Annotated in this window: 14 protein-coding genes and 2 pseudogenes; 8 read left to right on the top strand and 8 right to left on the bottom strand. The window is 70.0% G+C overall.

The window, feature by feature from the left end; translation table 11 throughout:
* Positions 1-249 precede the first annotated feature (249 nt).
* Complete coding sequence (locus BJF85_RS08775; RefSeq protein ID WP_369822121.1) at positions 250-1,302, top strand: DUF222 domain-containing protein; 1,053 nt, start codon at positions 250-252, stop codon at positions 1,300-1,302.
* On the opposite strand, the gene BJF85_RS08770 is transcribed toward BJF85_RS08775, so the two are convergent.
* From BJF85_RS08770 to BJF85_RS08755, 4 genes are read right to left on the bottom strand one after another with little or no spacing between them, the layout of a single operon-like run.
* Positions 1,299-2,045 (bottom strand): ESX secretion-associated protein EspG, encoded by a 747-nt coding sequence (locus BJF85_RS08770; RefSeq protein ID WP_075846547.1) that lies wholly within the window; start codon positions 2,043-2,045, stop codon positions 1,299-1,301. The two genes, BJF85_RS08775 and BJF85_RS08770, sit on opposite strands and share 4 nt — an antisense overlap.
* The gene (locus tag BJF85_RS27195) at positions 2,042-3,478 is read right to left on the bottom strand and encodes a hypothetical protein (protein WP_075846546.1); all 1,437 of its coding nucleotides are present in this window, start codon (positions 3,476-3,478) and stop codon (positions 2,042-2,044) included. Before BJF85_RS27195 ends, BJF85_RS08770 begins: the two co-directional genes overlap by 4 nt.
* 22 nt (positions 3,479-3,500) lie before the next feature.
* Positions 3,501-4,151, bottom strand: coding sequence for a DUF3558 domain-containing protein (locus BJF85_RS08760; protein WP_075846559.1), 651 nt, complete (start codon positions 4,149-4,151; stop codon positions 3,501-3,503).
* Positions 4,151-4,600: a hypothetical protein gene (locus tag BJF85_RS08755; protein WP_075846544.1), complete on the bottom strand. Its 450-nt coding sequence runs from the start codon at positions 4,598-4,600 to the stop codon at positions 4,151-4,153. Before BJF85_RS08755 ends, BJF85_RS08760 begins: the two co-directional genes overlap by 1 nt.
* A gap of 510 nt (positions 4,601-5,110) precedes the next feature.
* On the opposite strand from BJF85_RS08755, the gene BJF85_RS08750 reads away from it, so the two are divergent.
* The 3 genes and pseudogenes from BJF85_RS08750 to secA form a co-directional block, all read left to right on the top strand.
* Entirely contained in the window at positions 5,111-5,743 is a 633-nt protein-coding gene (locus BJF85_RS08750) for a ComF family protein (RefSeq protein ID WP_075846542.1), read from the top strand.
* Positions 5,744-6,245: 502 nt separating this feature from the next.
* Positions 6,246-7,061 carry a ribosome hibernation-promoting factor, HPF/YfiA family gene (hpf, locus tag BJF85_RS08745; RefSeq protein ID WP_075846541.1) on the top strand — a complete coding sequence of 272 codons (816 nt, stop codon included), beginning with the start codon at positions 6,246-6,248 and terminating at the stop codon, positions 7,059-7,061.
* Positions 7,062-7,359: 298 nt separating this feature from the next.
* Positions 7,360-9,856 (top strand): annotated as a pseudogene (gene secA / locus BJF85_RS08740) (preprotein translocase subunit SecA); the annotation flags it as partial.
* Positions 9,857-10,333: 477 nt separating this feature from the next.
* Here secA and BJF85_RS28755 read toward each other — a convergent pair.
* On the bottom strand, positions 10,334-10,840 hold the full coding sequence (locus tag BJF85_RS28755; RefSeq protein WP_222844472.1) for an Rv3235 family protein: 507 nt from the start codon (positions 10,838-10,840) through the stop codon (positions 10,334-10,336).
* Positions 10,841-11,082: 242 nt separating this feature from the next.
* On the opposite strand from BJF85_RS28755, the gene BJF85_RS08730 reads away from it, so the two are divergent.
* Positions 11,083-11,457, top strand: coding sequence for an HAD-IA family hydrolase (locus BJF85_RS08730; protein WP_075846558.1), 375 nt, complete (start codon positions 11,083-11,085; stop codon positions 11,455-11,457).
* Positions 11,458-11,467: 10 nt separating this feature from the next.
* Here the strand turns inward: BJF85_RS08730 and BJF85_RS08725 are convergent, their stop codons facing one another.
* Entirely contained in the window at positions 11,468-12,247 is a 780-nt protein-coding gene (locus tag BJF85_RS08725; RefSeq protein WP_075846557.1) for an RNA methyltransferase, read from the bottom strand.
* Between the two features lie 165 nt (positions 12,248-12,412).
* Between BJF85_RS08725 and BJF85_RS08720 the strand changes: the two are divergent.
* The 3 genes and pseudogenes from BJF85_RS08720 (at position 12,413) to pruA (ending at position 16,124) form a co-directional block, all read left to right on the top strand.
* Positions 12,413-13,839 (top strand): annotated as a pseudogene (locus tag BJF85_RS08720) (wax ester/triacylglycerol synthase family O-acyltransferase).
* Positions 13,836-14,354, top strand: coding sequence for a hypothetical protein (locus BJF85_RS08715; protein WP_187346889.1), 519 nt, complete (start codon positions 13,836-13,838; stop codon positions 14,352-14,354). The pseudogene BJF85_RS08720 and the gene BJF85_RS08715 overlap by 4 nt, the downstream one beginning before the upstream one ends.
* 123 nt (positions 14,355-14,477) lie before the next feature.
* Positions 14,478-16,124 carry an L-glutamate gamma-semialdehyde dehydrogenase gene (gene pruA / locus BJF85_RS08710; RefSeq protein ID WP_075846536.1) on the top strand — a complete coding sequence of 549 codons (1,647 nt, stop codon included), beginning with the start codon at positions 14,478-14,480 and terminating at the stop codon, positions 16,122-16,124.
* A 101-nt stretch (positions 16,125-16,225) separates the two neighbouring features.
* On the opposite strand, the gene BJF85_RS08705 is transcribed toward pruA, so the two are convergent.
* A complete protein-coding gene (locus tag BJF85_RS08705) occupies positions 16,226-17,113 on the bottom strand; it encodes a hypothetical protein (protein WP_075846556.1) in 888 nt (295 codons plus the stop codon).
* Positions 17,114-17,321: 208 nt separating this feature from the next.
* Positions 17,322-18,185, bottom strand: a complete 864-nt coding sequence (locus BJF85_RS08700) for a hypothetical protein (protein ID WP_075846535.1) — start codon at positions 18,183-18,185, stop codon at positions 17,322-17,324.
* Positions 18,186-18,228 lie beyond the last annotated feature (43 nt).

The raw sequence follows: 18,228 nt of genomic DNA, 5'->3' as shown, positions 1-18,228 counted from the left end.
GGTGGTTGCGTTGTGGGCTTTGGTGGGAGCCTTTGCTTCGCTCGGCCTCAGGCGTGGTTCGGGTTGGCGGTTGGTTGTTCGTCGAACTGGTGTTTGGTATTATGGGGTTGTGACCAGCGTTGATTCCCTTGCTCGTTCTGTGCAGTCGCTTCGTTCGCGGCGGGCACGGATTGATGCTGAGGAGATGAGGGTGCTGGCCTCGCTGCGCCGTCGGACGAAGCTGAGCTGCCGTGGTTTGCCGAGTCGTTGGTGCCGGAGTACCGGGCCTCGCGGGAGGTTGTGCTGGGGCGGGTGCATACGGCGGTGTCGTTGGTGTCGCGGATGCCTCGGCTGCTGTCCCTGATGGACGAGGGGACGGTGGAGTATTACGCCGCCTCCCGGGTTGTTGATGTGACCGGTGTGTTGTCCGATACGCAGGCTCGTGAGGTCGACTTGTTGTTGGTCGACAAGCTTTCCTCGGCGGCGGAGACGATGTGGTTGCCGCACAACTTGGTGCGTGCGGTTCGACGGCTCGTTGACAAGGTTGATCCTGCGGGGCGCGTTGAGCGGGCTCGCAAGGCTGACCAGGGGCGCAAGGTCACGCTCGAGCACGGCGAAAACTGCCAGTCCCGGCTCGTTTCCACGATGCGGTCCGAGGTCGCCGCGGCTTGCTATGCGCGGGTTGATTCGCTGGCCCGGCAACGTAAACGCGACGGGCACAAGCGCACCCACGATCAACTACGGGCTGACGTGGTCGCCGACCTGCTCCTCGGCAACGACCCGGGCGCGAAGGCTCCCGAGGTGTCTGCGGTGGTCTACGTGCACATGCCTGTGGACACGGCGCTGTCGATCTCCGAGTCCGGGGCCGAGCTCGACGGCTACGGTCCGATCCCCGGCTCCATCGGCCGGGAGATCGCGACCAACTCCAAGAGCGTCTGGCGGAAGGTCCTCTGTGATCCGGCGACGGGCGATCCGGTCGACCTGGGCCGGTCCCGGTATCGACCCACGGCCACGATCCGCGAGGCCATGCGGGTGCGGGACCGGGAATGCGTCATCCCCTGGTGTCACCGACCGGCCCGCCACTGCGACACCGACCACGACAAAGAATGGGCCCGCGACCAAGGTCCCACCTCACTGGCCAACCTGACCGCCCGCTGCCGCCGACACCACCGCATGAAACACGCACCCGGCTGGCTCAGCCGCCACGACGTGGCCCGCGCACGGATCTCGATCACCACACCCCTCGGACGCACCTACACCCACAGCCGCGAGCCCGTCCTCACCCCGCACCCACCACCCGACCCCGACCCGCCACCGTTCTAGCTCATCGCGCGCCAGGTGGCGTCAAAGGCGCGTGCGAGATTTCCGGGCGCCCCGGGCAGGCAGTGGATGGTGGCCGCGCCGTCGGCGTAGGCCACGACCCGGCCCCGGCCTTCGACGTCGACAATCGAGAACGGTTTGCTGCGCCGGTGCACATCGTCGACCGTGCCGCCGACGTACACCTGGTGGATGCGCTCGCGCGGTGCGCTGAGCAACGCGTCCAACTGCTGGGGGACACCTGCGCGGGAGGCGAACATGTGGTGGTCCGCGCCGCGCTCATCGAAGTCACCCCGCGGGACGTGCAGCTCGGGCACGGACGCGATCGGATACTCGGGAAGTTCGGCGACGAACTCGTTGACGAGCCGGCGGTCGTCGAACGACGCCAACGCCGCCGTCTCGCCGCGGATGTGCATCCCGACGCCGTCGCCGCCGGAGACGGCCAGGCCCAACCGGTGGTCGCGGGCGGCGTCGTGGACATCGGTGCTCCAGCAATACAGCTCGCGGCTCGGCGTCGACAGCACGTGCAGCGCGGTACGGAACTCCGGCGTGAGCAGTTCACCCTTGGCCAGGCCCCGCTGCTCCAGCTCCTGCAGCACGCGCCGGGTCGCCTCGGCACGATCGGCCTGCGGGACGTACATGTTCGACTCGTCCAGCAGCGGATGCGGCGGTCCGACGTCCGCGAGCTCCCAGGCGCGGATCAGGACTTCGCGGGGCAGCAGGACGGGCTTGTCGAACAAGCGGGTCATGTGGGTTTCTCGCCGATGGTCGGCGGCGTGACAACCTTGCCCGTGGTCGGGTCGCGCAACACCTCGCCCTCCTCCTCGACGAGCGAGAACGCCTCGTCAGTGGGCACGACGTACTTGCGCTGATGATCCTCGTCCTGCGCACCCTGGCCGCGACCCGCTCCGCCGCCCATCGCACCCCCGACAGGCATCGCACCGCCACGCGCGCCCGCGCCGCCCGACGCACCTGCCGCGGTGCCCGCGCCGCCGGTGCTGCCCGCGCCGGCGGCTCCACCCGGTGGCATGCCGCCGGTCATGCGTCCCGAACCGGCGCGCCGGAACCTGAACCACCACCTGCTCCCGCGCCGGAGCCGCTGCCCGCACCGCCCGCACCGGGCATGCCGACCCGGCCGCGGCCACGGCGCCACCCGCACCACCGCCGACCCGACCCGTTCCGCCGCCGGTCCCGCCACCCGCGCCCGTACCGGTGCCGATGGGCCCGACGCCGGTCGTACCCGCCCCGGGGCCCGCCGGACCGGAGCCCGGCGCGGCCGTCCCGGGGCTCGGGTAGCCGGGCGTCCGGGGTTTTGCACCGACGCGGCCGGCGGGCGGGCGGAGTCGGGGGAGGTGTAGCCGGACGTGCCGGTGCCGTCACTCGGCGCGGTGCCGGTCTGCGGGCCGTTCGGCTGCACCGAGCCACCGGTGACCGGACCGCTCTGGTCCGGACCGCCGCTCTGCACCGGGCCGCTCTGGACGGGGCCGCTGCTCGGCACGGGCCCGCCGGTCTGTACCGGCCCGCCGGTGGGGCCGGTGGGCCCTGTGCCGCCGCGGGGCTCGTTGATGTCGATGACGCCCGAGCCGATCGCGCCGCCGGAGCGGTGTTCGAAGCCGTCGGTGGGGGTGAACGCGCTCCAGTCGAACGGTTTGCCGCCGTAGTCCTCGACCAGCGAGCTCTGGGCCTGGGTGGACGACGTTTCGAAGCCGTCGTACATGTTCTTGACCTGCATGAGCTTCTGGTTGCGTTCCTGGATCCGCGCCTCGGTGTCGGTCGCCCACGGCATGACGACGTCGACGACGCCGCGTTCCGGCGCCTCCGGGATCTCGGGCAGGTTCCGCTTGAGGTTCTCGAAGCTGTGCGCGTTGCTCTCGTGCAGCTCGGCGTTGGTGCGGTAGGCGTCGGTGGCCTGCGTGGTGACCTTGGCGGCGGTGCGCAGCGAGTGCGCGGCGAGGTCGGCGCCGGCGCCCTCCCACACGCTCTCGAGTGCCTGGAGGATCTCGGTTCCGCGGCGTTCGTGCTCGGCGCCCCGTTCGACGAGTTCGTTGGCCTGGCCCGAGGTTTCCTGCCACGTGCCGGGGTCGCCCTCGCGGACGCGACGCGCGAGCTCGTCGACGGGTATGGCGCCGGTGCCGTCGAATATCCGACTGGCCACCTCGCGGATCTCTCCGAACATGCTCACGGTCGCTCCACCTCCCCGGGCATCAGGCCTTGTCCTTCAGATTGTTGACGAGCATCTCGGCGACCCGATACGTCGAATCGCACGGATGGGTGCCCCGTTCCCGGGCCTCCACGCTGGATGCGAGGTGCACGGTCACCGAGTATTCGTCGGAGATACCGACTGCCATGCTGCATTCGTCGTTGTTCTCGGTGCGTTGATACTTCACGGCCGGGTAGCCGGCGACAGGGTCGGTCTCCTCGAAAACGTCCTGCTGCGGCCGGGTATTGGCGTACGTGGCGCTGAGGCCCTGACCAGTCTCGGTGACGAAGCCGATCTGAATAGCCGCGAAGTCCGTTTGGGCGCTGTTCCAATCACAACCCGGCCCGGTGGCGTCGAGATCGGCTCGTGAACCACGGGGCGTTCCGGAGCCGAGGGCCATGTCGAGTTGTTCCTGCGTGAGGGCATCGCACGGGTCGCCGTCGAGGACCGACTTGGGGAGTGGGTCGGTGACCGCGGGTGCGCCGGAGTGCGGCAGGTCTGTGCCTGCGTCGGCGGAGCCGTCCTCGTGCGGCGTGGACGTGGCCTGTCCGTTGCCGTCGGGTGCCGGGCCGGCCTGGCCGTCCTCCTCGGCGCACGCCGTGGCCAGGAGTGCCACGGCGGCCAGTGCTGCGATCGGCAGCAGTCGTGCACGCATCACGCGAATCCCTTGTCCGTGTCGCCCTGGTCGCCGCCCGCGTCGTTCACGTCTCGGCCCGCTTGTTCATCGGCTGCCTGATACTCGCCGATGGCCTTGCCGACGCGCTCGGCGAGGCCCCTGTAAAGCTGCCACCGTGCCTCGGCTTGATCGACAGAGATCTCCCACGATTGAACCGCCGCTTTGGTGAATGACAAGCTCGCCGGGTCTTGTGCTGGCGGTTGAGCATCGCAGAGGCGTTGCGCCAGTTGGTAGTCGCTCTGCATGTTCTCAGCCAGCTGCACGAGAGCCCGGTGGATGGACGGGGCCTCGTCCGGATCGAGGCGGAAACGGCCCATCTCGCCGCCCGGCGGGCCGAGGCTGCGTCCGACCACGAACTCGGCATTGAAGATCGATCCGATGGCGCCGGCGTCGGCCGCCTGTCCGCCGTTCGCGTCGCTGTCTGCCATGTCGTTCCCTCCCCGAAACCGATGACCATGGCGTAGCCGGGCGTGCAGCACGATAGCGCCCTCCGGAGCTGAGTGTAGCGGCGCGACCACCACCGGGTGACGAAACTCCGAAACCGCTCACGATCGAGCGGGTTCAACGGGTGCCGAACCTCGTTGCGGCGGCACGCCCTGGTCTGGGACGTCACGCTCCGCAAGGCGGTTCCACCGGCCAGGTGGGACCGCCCCACGGCCGGGCCAGTTCGCTTGCCTTCACCGCCCGCGGCGGCCTTATTCCTCGGCTGACGCGTCGGCGATTGGTCCGGACCGTCGGTGGCGAGCGGTCCGAAATGTCAGGGGGTGCGGGCAGGCTGGCCCGCGATGCGACCCCGGAGCGACTCCACCGATGGCAGCCCTGACCGCGGCCCCCACAGCCGTGCGGCCCGTGACGGCCGTGCGGTCGGTGCTGCCCGCCCGAGCGGGACGAACGGGGCGTCAGCGGGGTGGGCCCGGTGGACGCGGGTCGGGGCGGCGGTGCTCGATCTCGTCCTGCCCGAGGACTGCGCCGGCTGCGGACGGCAGGGGACCGTGTGCTGCGCGGACTGCCTCGCCGTGTTCGACCAGCCCGAACTCGTCGCCCGCGGCGCCGAGACGCACGCGCTGACCCGGCATCGCGGCACCGCGCGCACCCTCGTCGTCGAGCACAAGGAACGCCGCCGGCGCGGCCTGACCCGTCCGCTCGGCGACGCACTGGCCGCCGCCGTGCCGCACCTGCCCACCGGCCGGCCCGACCCGGCCGGCACGTGGTGGCTGGTCCCCGTGCCGTCCCGGCCCGGAGCGGCCCGGCAACGCGGCGGACCGCACCTGCTCGGCCTGGCCCGGCGATGCGCGGCGTCCATGCAGGCCGTCGGCATGCCCGTCGCCGTCGCACCCGCGCTGCGCCTGTCCGCCGGCGCCAAGGACGCCGTCGGACTCGACCGCGCCGGCCGCGCCGCCAACCTCAGCGGCCGCCTCCACGTCCGCCCCGAAGCCTGCCCACCCCGCGGCACCCCCGTCGTCCTGCTCGACGACGTCGTCACCACCGGCGCGACCCTGTCCGCCTGCCGCGCCACCCTCGCCGCCGCAGGCATCCCCACCAGCGCCGCCCTCACCCTGACGTCCGCCTGACAGAACCACCCCGAACCGCGGGGGTGACACGATCGGGTGACGGGGAACCTGCGCGGCGGGGTCGGTCGTTGTCCCGACATGAGGAGCGCGATCGTCACCCCCGGTCAGACGGACAGGTGCCTGTTCGCGGGTGGACATGCACCGTTCACCCCAACGTTGCTCCGAACGAGACCCCGCAGGGGGTTGCACACCGCGTCACGGCTTCGCTCGGTGACCGCGATTCACCGTCCGACGTCCCCCGCACCGGGGGCTGTTGTCGAAGCCGGAACCGGGCTAATGTGCACCGCTAACAGCAATTCCCGGCAACTGGGAGGTGGCCTGTAAATGTCTCCGGCGTCGGTGGAAAGCTGGAATCCCCGGAATTGATCATCCACGCGTTCCGAATGGGATCGTGATCAATTCCTTCTCCCCGGCGCCCGTGCTCACCGCAAAATGTCCACAGGGTTCGTCGACTCGGACCCAGACTCCGCAATGGACTCGCAGTCCGCGAGGGAGGTCGCGTATGGATATCGTCGTCAAGGGCCGTAACGTGCAGGTTCCGGACCACTACCGCGAGCACGTCAGTGAGAAGCTGGGACGCCTCGAGCGGTACGACCGCAAGGTGATCCGTTACGAGGTGGAACTTTTCCACGAGCCCAATCGGCGCCAGTCGAAGAACTGCCAGCGCGTCGAAATCACCGGTAAGGGCAAGGGGCCGGCCATGCGGGCCGAAGCCAGTGCGGGTGATTTCTACGCCGCACTCGACGCCGCGGTGAGCAAGATCGAAAATAGGATGCGCCGGGCACACGACCGCCGCAAAGTGCATTACGGACGTCGCGCACCCGAATCGGTGGCCGAAGCGACCGCGGGCGGAGACGGCCGCGTCACCGGCGGGCCGGCCACCGCCGTGCTGGACGCACCCACCGAATCCGAGTCCGACATGGCCGGCATGGGAGCGGCCGCCGACATGACCGCGATGTCGCCGAGCACCGACGGCACCATCCGACTGCCGTCGCAGCGGCACGGCACCAACGGCTCGCGCCCGACAGGCGACACCGACGACATGGCCTACGACAGCGATGTCGCCGACGACCTCGCCGACGACTACGGTCCCGGACTGATCGTCCGGGAGAAACAGCACTCGGGCGTACCCATGACCGTCGACCAGGCGTTGTCGGCCATGGAACTCGTCGGACACGACTTCTACCTCTTCAACGACGCCGACGCGGGTAAACCGAGCGTCGTCTACCGCAGGAAGGGATTCGACTACGGCGTCATCCGCCTCGCTGACGCCCCCGGGTCGGCGACCGAGCCGATGCGGCGCCGGCAACCGACCTGACACGACGGACAAGACAGATCCGACATCGATCACCGATCCGGCCCGTGCGCACCACCAGCGCACGGGCCGGATCGCCGTGCGAGACCCGTGAGCTGCGCGTGAGCCGCGTGTGAGGTGCCCGTGAACTCGCCGGGCCACTTTCGTCGCGCCGGGGTCGAAATCCGCCGCCCGAGGCTCCCGCGACGCCACGCCGTGTGCACCGGGCACCGCATCTTCCCTACGATGGGCAGTGCCGCGTGGCCGTGCACACCCCACAGCGCCACGAACCAACTAGCACCAACGAGCGAGGTCGACCCGGATGCTTCTGAACCGCCTGCTCCGCGCGGGCGAGGGCAAGATGGTGAAACGGCTCAGCCGTATCGCGTCGCACATCAACACCCTCGAAGACGACGTCACAGGCCTCTCCGACGCCGAACTGGCCGCCAAGACGGACGAGTTCCGCAAGCGCAACCAGGAGGACGGGGAGTCGCTCGACGACCTGCTGCCGGAGGCATTCGCGGTCGCGCGGGAGGGGGCACGCCGGGTCCTGGGGCAGCGGCCCTACGACGTCCAGCTCATGGGTGGTGCCGCCCTGCATCTCGGCCAGGTCGCCGAGATGAAGACCGGTGAGGGCAAGACGCTGACCTCGGTCATGGCCGTCTACCTCAACGCCATCTCCGGCAAGGGCGTCCACATCGTCACCACGAACGACTACCTCGCCAAACGTGACGCCGAGTGGATGGGCCGTGTCCACCGCTTCCTCGGCCTGACCGTCAGCGCGATCGTCGCCGACCTGCCGCCGTCGCAGCGCCGCGAGGCCTACGCCTGCGACGTCACCTACGGCACGAACAACGAGTTCGGCTTCGACTACCTGCGCGACAACATGGCCTGGAGCCTCGACGACTGCGTCCAGCGCGGCCACAACTTCGCCATCGTCGACGAGGTCGACTCCATCCTCATCGACGAGGCGCGGACCCCGCTGATCATCTCCGGTCCGGCCGACCAGTCGTCGCGCTGGTACGTCGAGTTCGCGCGCATGGCGCCGCTGATGTCCAAGGACGTCCACTACGAGGTCGACGAGCGCAAGCGCGCCGTCGGCGTCACCGAGAAGGGCGTCGAGTTCGTCGAGGACCAGCTCGGCATCGACAACCTCTACGAGGCGGCCAACACGCCGCTGGTCGGGTTCCTCAACAACGCCCTCAAGGCGAAGGAGCTCTACCAGAAGGACAAGGAATACATCGTCCGCAACGGCGACGTGATCATCGTCGACGAGTTCACCGGCCGCATCCTCGCCGGCAGGCGCTTCAACGAGGGCATGCACCAGGCGATCGAGGCCAAGGAAGGCGTCGAGATCAAGGCCGAGAACCAGACGCTCGCCTCGATCACGCTGCAGAACTACTTCCGCCTCTACGACAAGCTCGGCGGCATGACCGGTACCGCCGAGACCGAGGCGGCCGAGTTCCACCAGACCTACAAGCTCGGCGTCGTGCCGATCCCGACGAACCGGCCGATGGTCCGGGCCGACGAGGCCGACCTGATCTACAAGACCGAGACCGCGAAGTTCGAGGCCGTCGCCGAGGACATCGCCGAACGGCACGAGAAGGGCCAGCCCGTCCTGGTCGGCACGACCAGCGTCGAGAAGTCCGAGCACCTGTCGAAGCTGCTGCTCAAGCTCGGCGTCGCGCACGAGGTGCTGAACGCCAAGCAGCACCACCGTGAAGCGTTGATCATCGCCAAGGCCGGTCGCCGCAGCGCCGTCACGGTCGCCACGAACATGGCCGGTCGCGGTACCGACATCGTGCTCGGCGGCAACCCCGACATCATCGCCGACGAGACGCTGCGCGATCGCGGCCTCGACCCGGTGGAGAACTCCGAGGAGTACGAGGCCGCGTGGCCGAAGGTGCTCGAGGAGGTCACCGCCGACGCCAAGGCCGAGGCCGACGCCGTCCGCGAGGCAGGCGGCCTGTACGTGCTGGGCACCGAACGGCACGAGTCGCGCCGCATCGACAACCAGCTGCGTGGTCGATCCGGACGTCAGGGCGACCCCGGCATGTCGCGGTTCTACCTGTCGCTGGGTGACGAGCTCATGCGCCGGTTCAACGCCGCCATGGTCGAGACCGTCATGACCCGGCTCAACCTGCCCGACGACGTGCCGATCGAGCACAAGATGGTCAGCAAGGCCATCAAGAGCGCTCAGACGCAGGTCGAGCAGCAGAACATGGAGATCCGCAAGAACGTCCTCAAATACGACGAGGTGCTCAACCAGCAGCGCAAGGTGATCTACGCCGAGCGTCGCAGGGTCCTCGAGGGCGAGGACCTGCAGGATCACGTGAAGAACATGACCCGCGACGTGGTCACCGCCTACGTCGACGGCGCCACCTCCGAGGGCTACGCCGAGGACTGGGACTTCGAGAAGCTGTGGACGGCGCTGAAGACGCTGTACCCGATCTCGCTGGACTGGGAGCAGCTCGTCGAGGACGACGAGGACATGAGCCCCGACCGGCTGCGGGAACTCGTGCTCGAGGACGCCGAACAGGCCTACGCCTCGCGCGAGGCCGAGCTCGAGACCACCGTCGGCGAGGGCGCCATGCGCGAACTCGAACGCCGCGTCGTACTGTCGGTGCTCGACCGCAAGTGGCGTGAGCACCTCTACGAGATGGACTACCTCAAGGAGGGCATCGGCCTGCGGGCGATGGCCCAGCGCGACCCGCTGATCGAGTACCAGCGGGAGGGCTACGACATGTTCATGGGCATGCTCGAATCCCTCAAGGAGGAGACCGTCGGGTTCCTGTTCAACCTGCAGGTCGAGCAGGCCGACCAGAACACCAACAACGGCTCCGCGGCCGCCCCGGCCGCTGCCGAGAGCCCGGTCTCCGGAGGCTCGGCAGCTGGTTCGGCTTCCGGCTCGGGCGCGGGCTCCGGTTCCGGCCGGGGGAACTCGCAGGGCCGGCACGCCCGGCCCGCACCGCCGCAGCCCACGGCCGACCGCGAGAACGCCCCCGCCGCGCTCCAGGGCAAGGGCCTCGACGGCGCTGCGCCGCAGGCGCTGTCGTACTCCGGTCCCGCCGAGGGCGGCGGGGTCGAGTCCCGCGGCGCGGCGGAGTCGAAGTCCAAGGACGCCGCCGGCGGCGGATCGCGTCGCGAACGTCGCGCCGCTGCCCGGCAGGAGGCGAAGAAGAACAAGAAGTCCGCGAAGAAGTAGCGGTTTCTGCGTGAGTGCGGGGCTGCCGGAATCGTCCGGCAGGCCCCGCACTCATATGTGAAGACAATTCACGGTGGCGTATTCGGGTCGGTCACCGTCGCCGAGGCGCCGGCGGCCGGCCGCGGCCCGGGTCGAGCACCGTGAACTGGGCGCACCGCCACTGCCGCGCGCGCCGCTCGAATCGCGCCGTGATGGCGATCAGTCGTGGGCCGTGCCACGTCGTGGCCGCGACCTCGAGGGAATCGTTCGACGTGCGACACAGATGTGCCGATCGCAGGTGATGCCGCGGGAGCCTGCGCCCCTGTTCCGCGCGCAACCTGCCGGCCAGTGCGGGTGTCAACCAGTCACCGAGCTGTGCGACCGTTCGATGTCCACTTCGGACGTCCAAAAGGGCGTTCAGTACCTGTTCCACCTGGGGGCGGGACAGGTTCTCCCGTGGCCGGTTCGTCGACCGCCCGCTGCGGCGGGTGCTCGTGCGCGGGTTCGGAATCCCGCCGGGCGTCCGCGGTCGGGCGGTGTCGAGTTCGGCCCCGCGCGGCCGGTGCGGCTCGTAGTCGTCAAGGATCCCGATATCCGGATGTGTGTGCTGAGTAATCATACTCAGGCCCCCTCAGGTGATTTCGCGTATCACCGGGAACGGCTCCCGGTGTGCTTTATCCATAGATGTCGACGAATGGTCCGCGGATTCATCTGATGACCGATTTAACGGATTCGGGTGAAAAATGCGCGAGCGGTTGCGGAGGCTAGGCTCGGGTTGTGCCGAACGACTCCGGAACCGACCACCCCACGCCCGGCCCGCCCTCGGACGCCGACGGCGCGTCGCGGGCGCAGCCGTCGGCGATCGTCGTCGACTACGCCGGGGTGCTGACCGACGTGGACGCCGACCGGCTGTTCGACCTGCTCGACCGTGCGCGAGACCGGGGGCTGCGCACGGCGCTGCTGTCCAACGCGGTCGGAGGTGGGGAGGTGCGCAGGCGCCTGTCCTGGTGGTTCGACGCGCTGGTGTTCTCCGGGGAGGTCGGGGTCGTCAAACCGCAGCGCGAGATCTTCCTGCTCACCGCCGAGCGGCTCGGCGTGCCGCCGGAGGCATGCGTGTTCGTCGACGACGCACCGGGCAACGTCCGCGGCGCCGTGGCCGCCGGCATGGTCGGCGTCCGCCACACCTCGGTCCCCGACACCCTCGACGAACTCACCACTCTCCTGCCCGGTTTGTAAGTACTCCCGGTCAGGGGGTCAGGCCTCGGCGGACCAGGTCGAAGCAGAGGACGGCCGCGGCGGCCGAGACGTTGAGGGACTCGGCGTCGCCGGGCATGGGGATCGACAGCCAGCTCGCCACGTAGTGGGCGACCTCCGGGTCCACGCCCTCGGTCTCGCCGCCCAGCACGAACGCCGACCGCGCGGGCAGGTCGGCCTCGAACAGGCCGGTCACGGCGTCGGACCCGGAACTCGTCGACGACGAGCCCTCCGAGCCGAGCGCGTACACGGAGTAGCCCGATTCGGTGAGTTGCTCGACCGCGTCGAGCGCCGTGGCGCAGCGCAGCAGCGGCGCGCGGAACGTGACGCCCGCCGAGGCCTTGATCACCAGCGGGTCCAGTGTCGCGACCCCGCGGCGCGGCACGACGATGCCGCCGAGGCCGGCGGCCGTGGCGGTGCGCAGGATCATGCCGACGTTGGCCGGCGTGGTGATGCCGTCGAGCACCAGCACCGGAGTGGGCACCGGGTGCTCGCCGAGCGCGTGGTCGAGCCGGCGCATCCGCGGCGCGACGACGTCGGCCAGCACCCCTTGGTCCTGTTTGCCGTTGCCGGCCAGCACCTTCACCCGGTGCGCACTGGCCCGCTGCACCGGCACGCCCGCGTCCTTGGCAGCGCGCTGGATCTCGGCGGCGCCCGGCCCGCCCGCGGAGTCGGCGAGAATCACCTTGTCGACCTCGAGCTCGGGGTCGGCGAGCGCCTCGAGGACGGGCTTGCGGCCGTAGACGGTCAGGAAGCGGTCCTTCGGCGACACGGCGCCCGCGTCGGTCTTGCGGCCCCGGTCGTGCTCTCGGGTCCGGTCGGTGTTCTGGGGTGCGGTCGGGTCGGTCACGCACCCGAGTTTTCCACGCCGGCCCTTCGCACCACGTTCCACGCCACCTTCCACGCCGGACGCGGCCGGCTGTGCCAGGATCGAACCATGCTCGACCGCCTCTCGGCGCTGGACGCCTCGTTCCTGCACGGTGAACAGTCGTCGACCCCCATGCATGTCGGCAGCGTCGCCGTGCTCGAGCGGCCACGCGAGGGCTTCGACTTCGACGCCGCGGTCGAGATCATCCGCCGCAGACTGGACTACCTGCCGCGGTACCGGCGGCGCCTGCTGTCGGTACCGGGCAACCTGGCGCGGCCCGTGTGGGCCGACGACGTCGACTTCGACCTCAACTACCACGTCCGCCGGTCGGCGCTGCCCGCTCCGGGAACGGACCAGCAGCTGTTCGAGCTGGTCGCGCGGCTGATCCAACGGCCGTTGACCGGGAGCGGCCGCTGTGGGAGGTGTACTACATCGAGGGTCTCGAAGGCGACCGGGTCGCGCTCGTGACGAAGACGCACCAGGCCCTCGTCGATGGCGCCCGCACGGTCGACATCGCCCAGGTGCTGTTCGAGGAGGCGACCGAACGCAAGGCCGGTGACCAGGCCGCGGCCGAGCAGACCGCCGAGTGGACCCCGCGCAGGCCGCCGACGTGGCCGAGCCTGGTCGCGGGCGCGGTGGGTGAGGCGGCCTCCAGCCCGGGCGACTTCGTGGAGAACGTGCGGTTCCTGGCCGGCGGCATCGCCGCGGGCGTCGGCCGCACGGCGCGCAGCGCGGGGACGGCCATGTCGGTGGCCGAACTGCTCGGCGGGTCCAATCCGACCGCCGCGGCCAAGCGGCTGAACTCGCGCGTCTCGGGCGGCCGGGTGTTCGCCGGGGTCCGCACCGACCTCGACACGTTCAAACGCATCCGCTCGGCGCGCGACTGCACCGTCAACGACGTGATCTTCACGGTGCTGACCGGCGCGCTGCGGCAGTGGCTCCAGTCGCGCGGGCACGTGCGCTCCACCGCGTCGGTGCGGGCGCTCGTGCCGACGGCCATGCAGTCCGACGACGCCGAGTTCTCCCCGGCCGAACTGACCACCAGCCACATCGCGCCGCACTACATCGACCTGCCCGTCGGCGAACCCGACCCGCTGGTGCGGCTGCAGCACGTCAGCCACGCCATGTGCGAGCAGCTCAACCCGACGCGGCCGGTGAGGGCGCGGTCGATGGTGAAGATGGGCGGCTTCGCACCGGCCACGATGCACTCGATGGCGGCCCGGGTGGCCGGTGGTGCGCCCCGCGGCGGGTTCAATGTGCTGATCGCCAACACGCCGGGACCCCAGGAGGCGTTGTACGCCGGTCCCGCGCGGCTGTCGGCGATCTACCCCGTGCTGCCGTTGGCGAAGGACCAGTCGCTGGCCGTGGGCGTCACGTCGTACCGTGGCGACGTCTACTTCGGACTGAACGGGGACCGGAAAGCCATGCACGACGTCGATGTCCTTGCGGACACGATCGAGGAATCGCTGGAAGAGCTGAGGGTGACCAGATGGTGAGGGTGTACGTCCCCGCGACGATCGGCATGCTGCGGCATCTCGTCGACGAAGGACAGCTGACACCGGTGCGGGGGACGGCGTTCTCGCTGACGCCCGCACTGCGGGAGGCCTACGTCAGTGGGTCGACCGAGGAACTCGAGTACGCGGCGTTGCTCGACGCGGCCCGCGCCTCGCTGCGGCTGCTCGGAGCCGACGGCGAGGGTGCCGGTGCGGACGAGAAGGAGCCGCCGCGCCGCGTGGTCGTGGCCGCCGAGCTCGACGAATCGGCCGTGTCCGTGCGCCCCGACCTCGACAGCGCGGTGGTGCGGGTGTCCGGGTCGCTGACGATGGACGACATCGCCGCCGTGCACGTCGACTCGGCGGACGCCGAACAGGCCGTGCATGCCGCGGCCGAGGCGATCGACCGGGCCGACCTGGGCGACCTGGACGCCGAGTTCGTCCTCGGCGAGGCCGAGGACCACGAACTCGCCTGGTATGCCCCGCAGGAACTGCCGTTCTTCCTCGAACTCATGTGACCCGTTCGCGGCGTGGCCGGACGTCGGCATGTCTGCGCCGTCTGCCGCTGCCGCCGGGGCCGTCCCAGCGGCAGAATTGTCTCCCAGCACCGCCCACAAGGCAGTCAGGAGAGGAGACGCTCGATGACGAGCAACGGCAGCCTCACAGCAGTCACCGCCGTCCCGGAGCCCGCCAACGAACCGGTGCACACCTACGCGCCCGGCACGAGTGAACGCGCGAGCCTGCAGCGCCGGATCGCAGAGCTCGAAGGCCAGCAGACCGAGCTCACCCAGACCATCGACGGCCGCAGTCGCATGGCGGGCGGGGCGCGGTTCGACGTCGTGCAGCCGCACGACCACGCCCACGTGCTCGGCGTCAGCGCGCAGGCCACCGCCGAGGACGTGGGCGATGCCGTCGCCGCGGCCAAGCGCGCCGCACGCGAGTGGAGCGAGCTGCCGTTCGACGAACGCGCCGCGGTGTTCCTGCGCGCGGCCGACCTGCTCGCCGGGCCGGAGCGCGACACGATCAACGCCGCGACGATGCTGGGACAGTCCAAGTCGGTGCAGCAGGCCGAGATCGACGCGGCGTGCGAGCTGATCGACTTCCTGCGGTTCAACGTGCACTATGCGCGGCGGATCCTCGCCGAACAGCCGAACTCCGTGCCCGGCGTGTGGAACCGCATGGAGTACCGGCCCCTCGACGGATTCGTCACCGCGATCACCCCGTTCAACTTCACGGCCATCGCCGGCAATCTGCCGAGCGCGCCGGCGTTGCTGGGCAACACGGTCGTGTGGAAACCGACGCCGACGCAGCAACTGGCCGCGCACCACACGATGCGGGTGTTCGAGGCGGCCGGACTGCCGCCCGGGGTGATCAACATGGTGACCGGCGACGGACAGGCCGTCAGCGAGGTCGCGCTCACCGACCCGGGGTTCGCGGGCCTGCACTTCACCGGCTCGACCGCGACGTTCAAGAAGCTGTGGACCACGATCGGCGCCAACCTCGACACCTACGGCTGCTACCCGCGGATCGTGGGGGAGACCGGCGGCAAGGACTTCATCGTCGCCCACCCGAGCGCGAACGCCGACAAGGTCGCCGCGGCCCTCGTGCGCGGGGCGTTCGAGTACCAGGGGCAGAAGTGCTCGGCGGCCTCGCGGGCGTACCTGCCGCGTTCGCTGTGGGACGGCGGATTGCGCGAGCGGATCGCCGACCTGACCGCCGGCGTCACCTACGGCGACGTGGCCGACCTGGCGAACTTCGGCGGCGCGGTGATCGACGCGCGCGCGTTCGCCAAGCACAAGGCGCTGCTGGCGAGCGTGGCGGCGGACCCGGAGCTGGAGGCGCTGGTCGGCGGCGGCTGCGACGACTCGGTCGGCTACTTCGTCGACCCGACGGTGCTCGTCACGACCGACCCGCGGCACGAGGTCATGTCCACCGAGTACTTCGGCCCGATCGTCGCCGTGTACGTCTACGACGACGCCGACTACGACCAGGCGCTGCAGCTGTGCGACACGACCGCCGGCTACGGGCTCACCGGCGCCGTGTTCGCCGACGACCGCGCCGCGATCGGCCAGGCGCATCGCGCGTTGCGGTACGCCGCGGGCAACTTCTACGTCAACGACAAGCCCACCGGGTCCATCGTCGGTCAGCAGCCCTTCGGCGGCTCCCGCGGCTCCGGCACGAACGACAAGGCCGGCTCGATGTTCAACCTGATCCGCTGGACCAGCCCCCGCGCCGTCAAGGAGACCTTCGACGCCCCCACCACCATCACCTACCCCCACATGACCTGACCCCCGAGGCACAGAAAAAGCACCCAAGGGGCCCATAGTTGCGTTGAGTGCAACTATGGGGCCCTTGGGTGCATCAAGGGTGAGTGCTGTGCCGGGGTGGGTCAGTTGCCCGGGACGGGGGCCGGGGCTTGGCCCTGGCCTTCGCCCTGGCCCGGTGCGGGGGCTTCCTGCACCTGGTCGGCGGGCGGTTCCTCCACGTTCACCGGGGCGCCCCAGTCGCGGTAGTTCATCTCCATGGTCATGCCGTTGGCGGCCATCGGGTTGTTGCCCCCGGCGCCGGACTGCTCCATGGCCTGCTTCATGAGCTCGCTCATGTCCATCGTGATCTTCACGGGCAGCTCGTCGCCGTTGAGCCAGAGCTCCATCGGGATGTTCGCGTCGACACCCTGGAGCTGCTGGGCGGCCGGCCCGGCCATGGCGCCCATCTCCTCGGCCATCTTCTGGAAGTCGAGGTCGACCGTGTAGTGCGTCGTCGGCTCGCCCTCGAGGTTCGCCCGCTCGCTGCCGGTGATCTCGCCGGCCTGCTGGACGAACTCGAGCAGCCGCGTCGGGTCGTTCATCTCGGCCGCCTGCGCACCGCCCTGCTGGCCGGCCATCTCGGACATGTCGGCCTTCATGTACTGGCCCTGGGGTCCGGCCTGCATGTACATGGTCTGGCCGATCATGATCGTCTCGATCTGCTGACCGCCCATGTCCATGGTCATCTTCACGCGCTGCTCGTCGCCGAACTCGCCCTCGCCCTCGTAGGTCATCTGTTCCTGACCCATCGACACCGTCATGTCGAACTTGGCGGTCTTCTGGTCCGAGGTGTTCTGCGACGCGGCTTCGGCGAGCGCACCGGCGTCCTGGAAGAGCTGGCCGACGGAACCGGAATCGCCGCCGTTGCCGTTGCCCCCGTTGCCGCCGTCGGCGCTCTCCTCGCCGCCGCCGCAGCCGGCCAGCACGAGCGCGAGCGCCGCCGCGCCCGCGGCCAAGGATGTCTTTCGCATTCCGATCCCCACCGTCTGTTGTGCCGTGTCCGGGCCCGGGGTCGTCGTTCCCGCAGGTCGGCCGGATCGGCGCGGTGTGCGCGCCGATCGCGACGGGGACGGCCCTGCCCGAGGTACGTCCGCACCGTACCGCCCGTGGGGTGGTTTCTCCGTGGCGCGAAACGGACGTACCAGCGGTTCGGTCGTGGATCGGGTGCCGGATGTCCGCTCAGTTGGGCAGGCCGGTGGGCATCTCCATGACCTGGTCGGCGGGCGGCTCGGTGATGTCGACCGGCTCGCCCCAGTTGTCGTAGGTCATCTCCATGCCCGCGCTGTCGGGCACGCCCTCGGCGCCGCCACCCTGCTGCTGCGCGACCTGGCCCATCATCTCGCTCATGTCCATCGTCAGCTTGACGGGCAGCTGGTCGCTGTTGAGCCAGATCTCCATCGGCATGGTCGCGTCGATCTCCCGCAGCTGCTCCGGCGGAGTCTCGCCGGTCAGGTCGGCGAAGTCGTCCATCATCTTCTGGTAGTCGAGGTCGACCGTGTAGTGCGTGACCTGCTCGCCGTCGAGGGTCGTCTCCTCGCTGCCGGTGATCTCACCGGCCTTCTCGACCCATTCCATGGCGGTGGCCGGGTCGTTGTACTCGAGCATCGCCGCGGCGGCGTCGCCGTCCTCGGCCAGGTCCATCTTCATCCACGGCCGATTCGGGTCGCCGCCCATCTCCGCCGGCATCTTCGTGTACGTCGTGGTGCCGATGCTGATCGTCTCGATCTGCTGGCCCATCATGTCCATCGTCACCGACGCGCGGGAGTCCTCGCCGTCGTGGATGCCCTCGCCCTCGCCGGTCGCGGTCACGCCGCCGATGTCGGTGGTGAGGGTGAACGTGTACGACATCCGGTCCGCCGTGCTCTGCGTCGCGGCGCCGGCCAGCTCCTGCGCGTCGCCGAACAGCGATCCCGCGGCGCCGCCACCCCCGTCGGCCCCGTCGCCTCCGCCTGCGCCGTTGCCGCCGGCCGTGTCGTCGCCACCGCCGCACGCCGCGAGCAGGAGTGTCGCCGCCGCACCGGCGGCCAGAGCCGTCTTTCGCATGAAATCCCCTTGGTAGACGTCGTTGTCCCCGATAGACGTCGGA

The sequence above is a fragment of the Saccharomonospora sp. CUA-673 genome, from assembly GCF_001942305.1.
Classification (GTDB): domain Bacteria; phylum Actinomycetota; class Actinomycetes; order Mycobacteriales; family Pseudonocardiaceae; genus Prauserella.
This window is presented reverse-complemented; position numbering and strand designations above follow the sequence as displayed.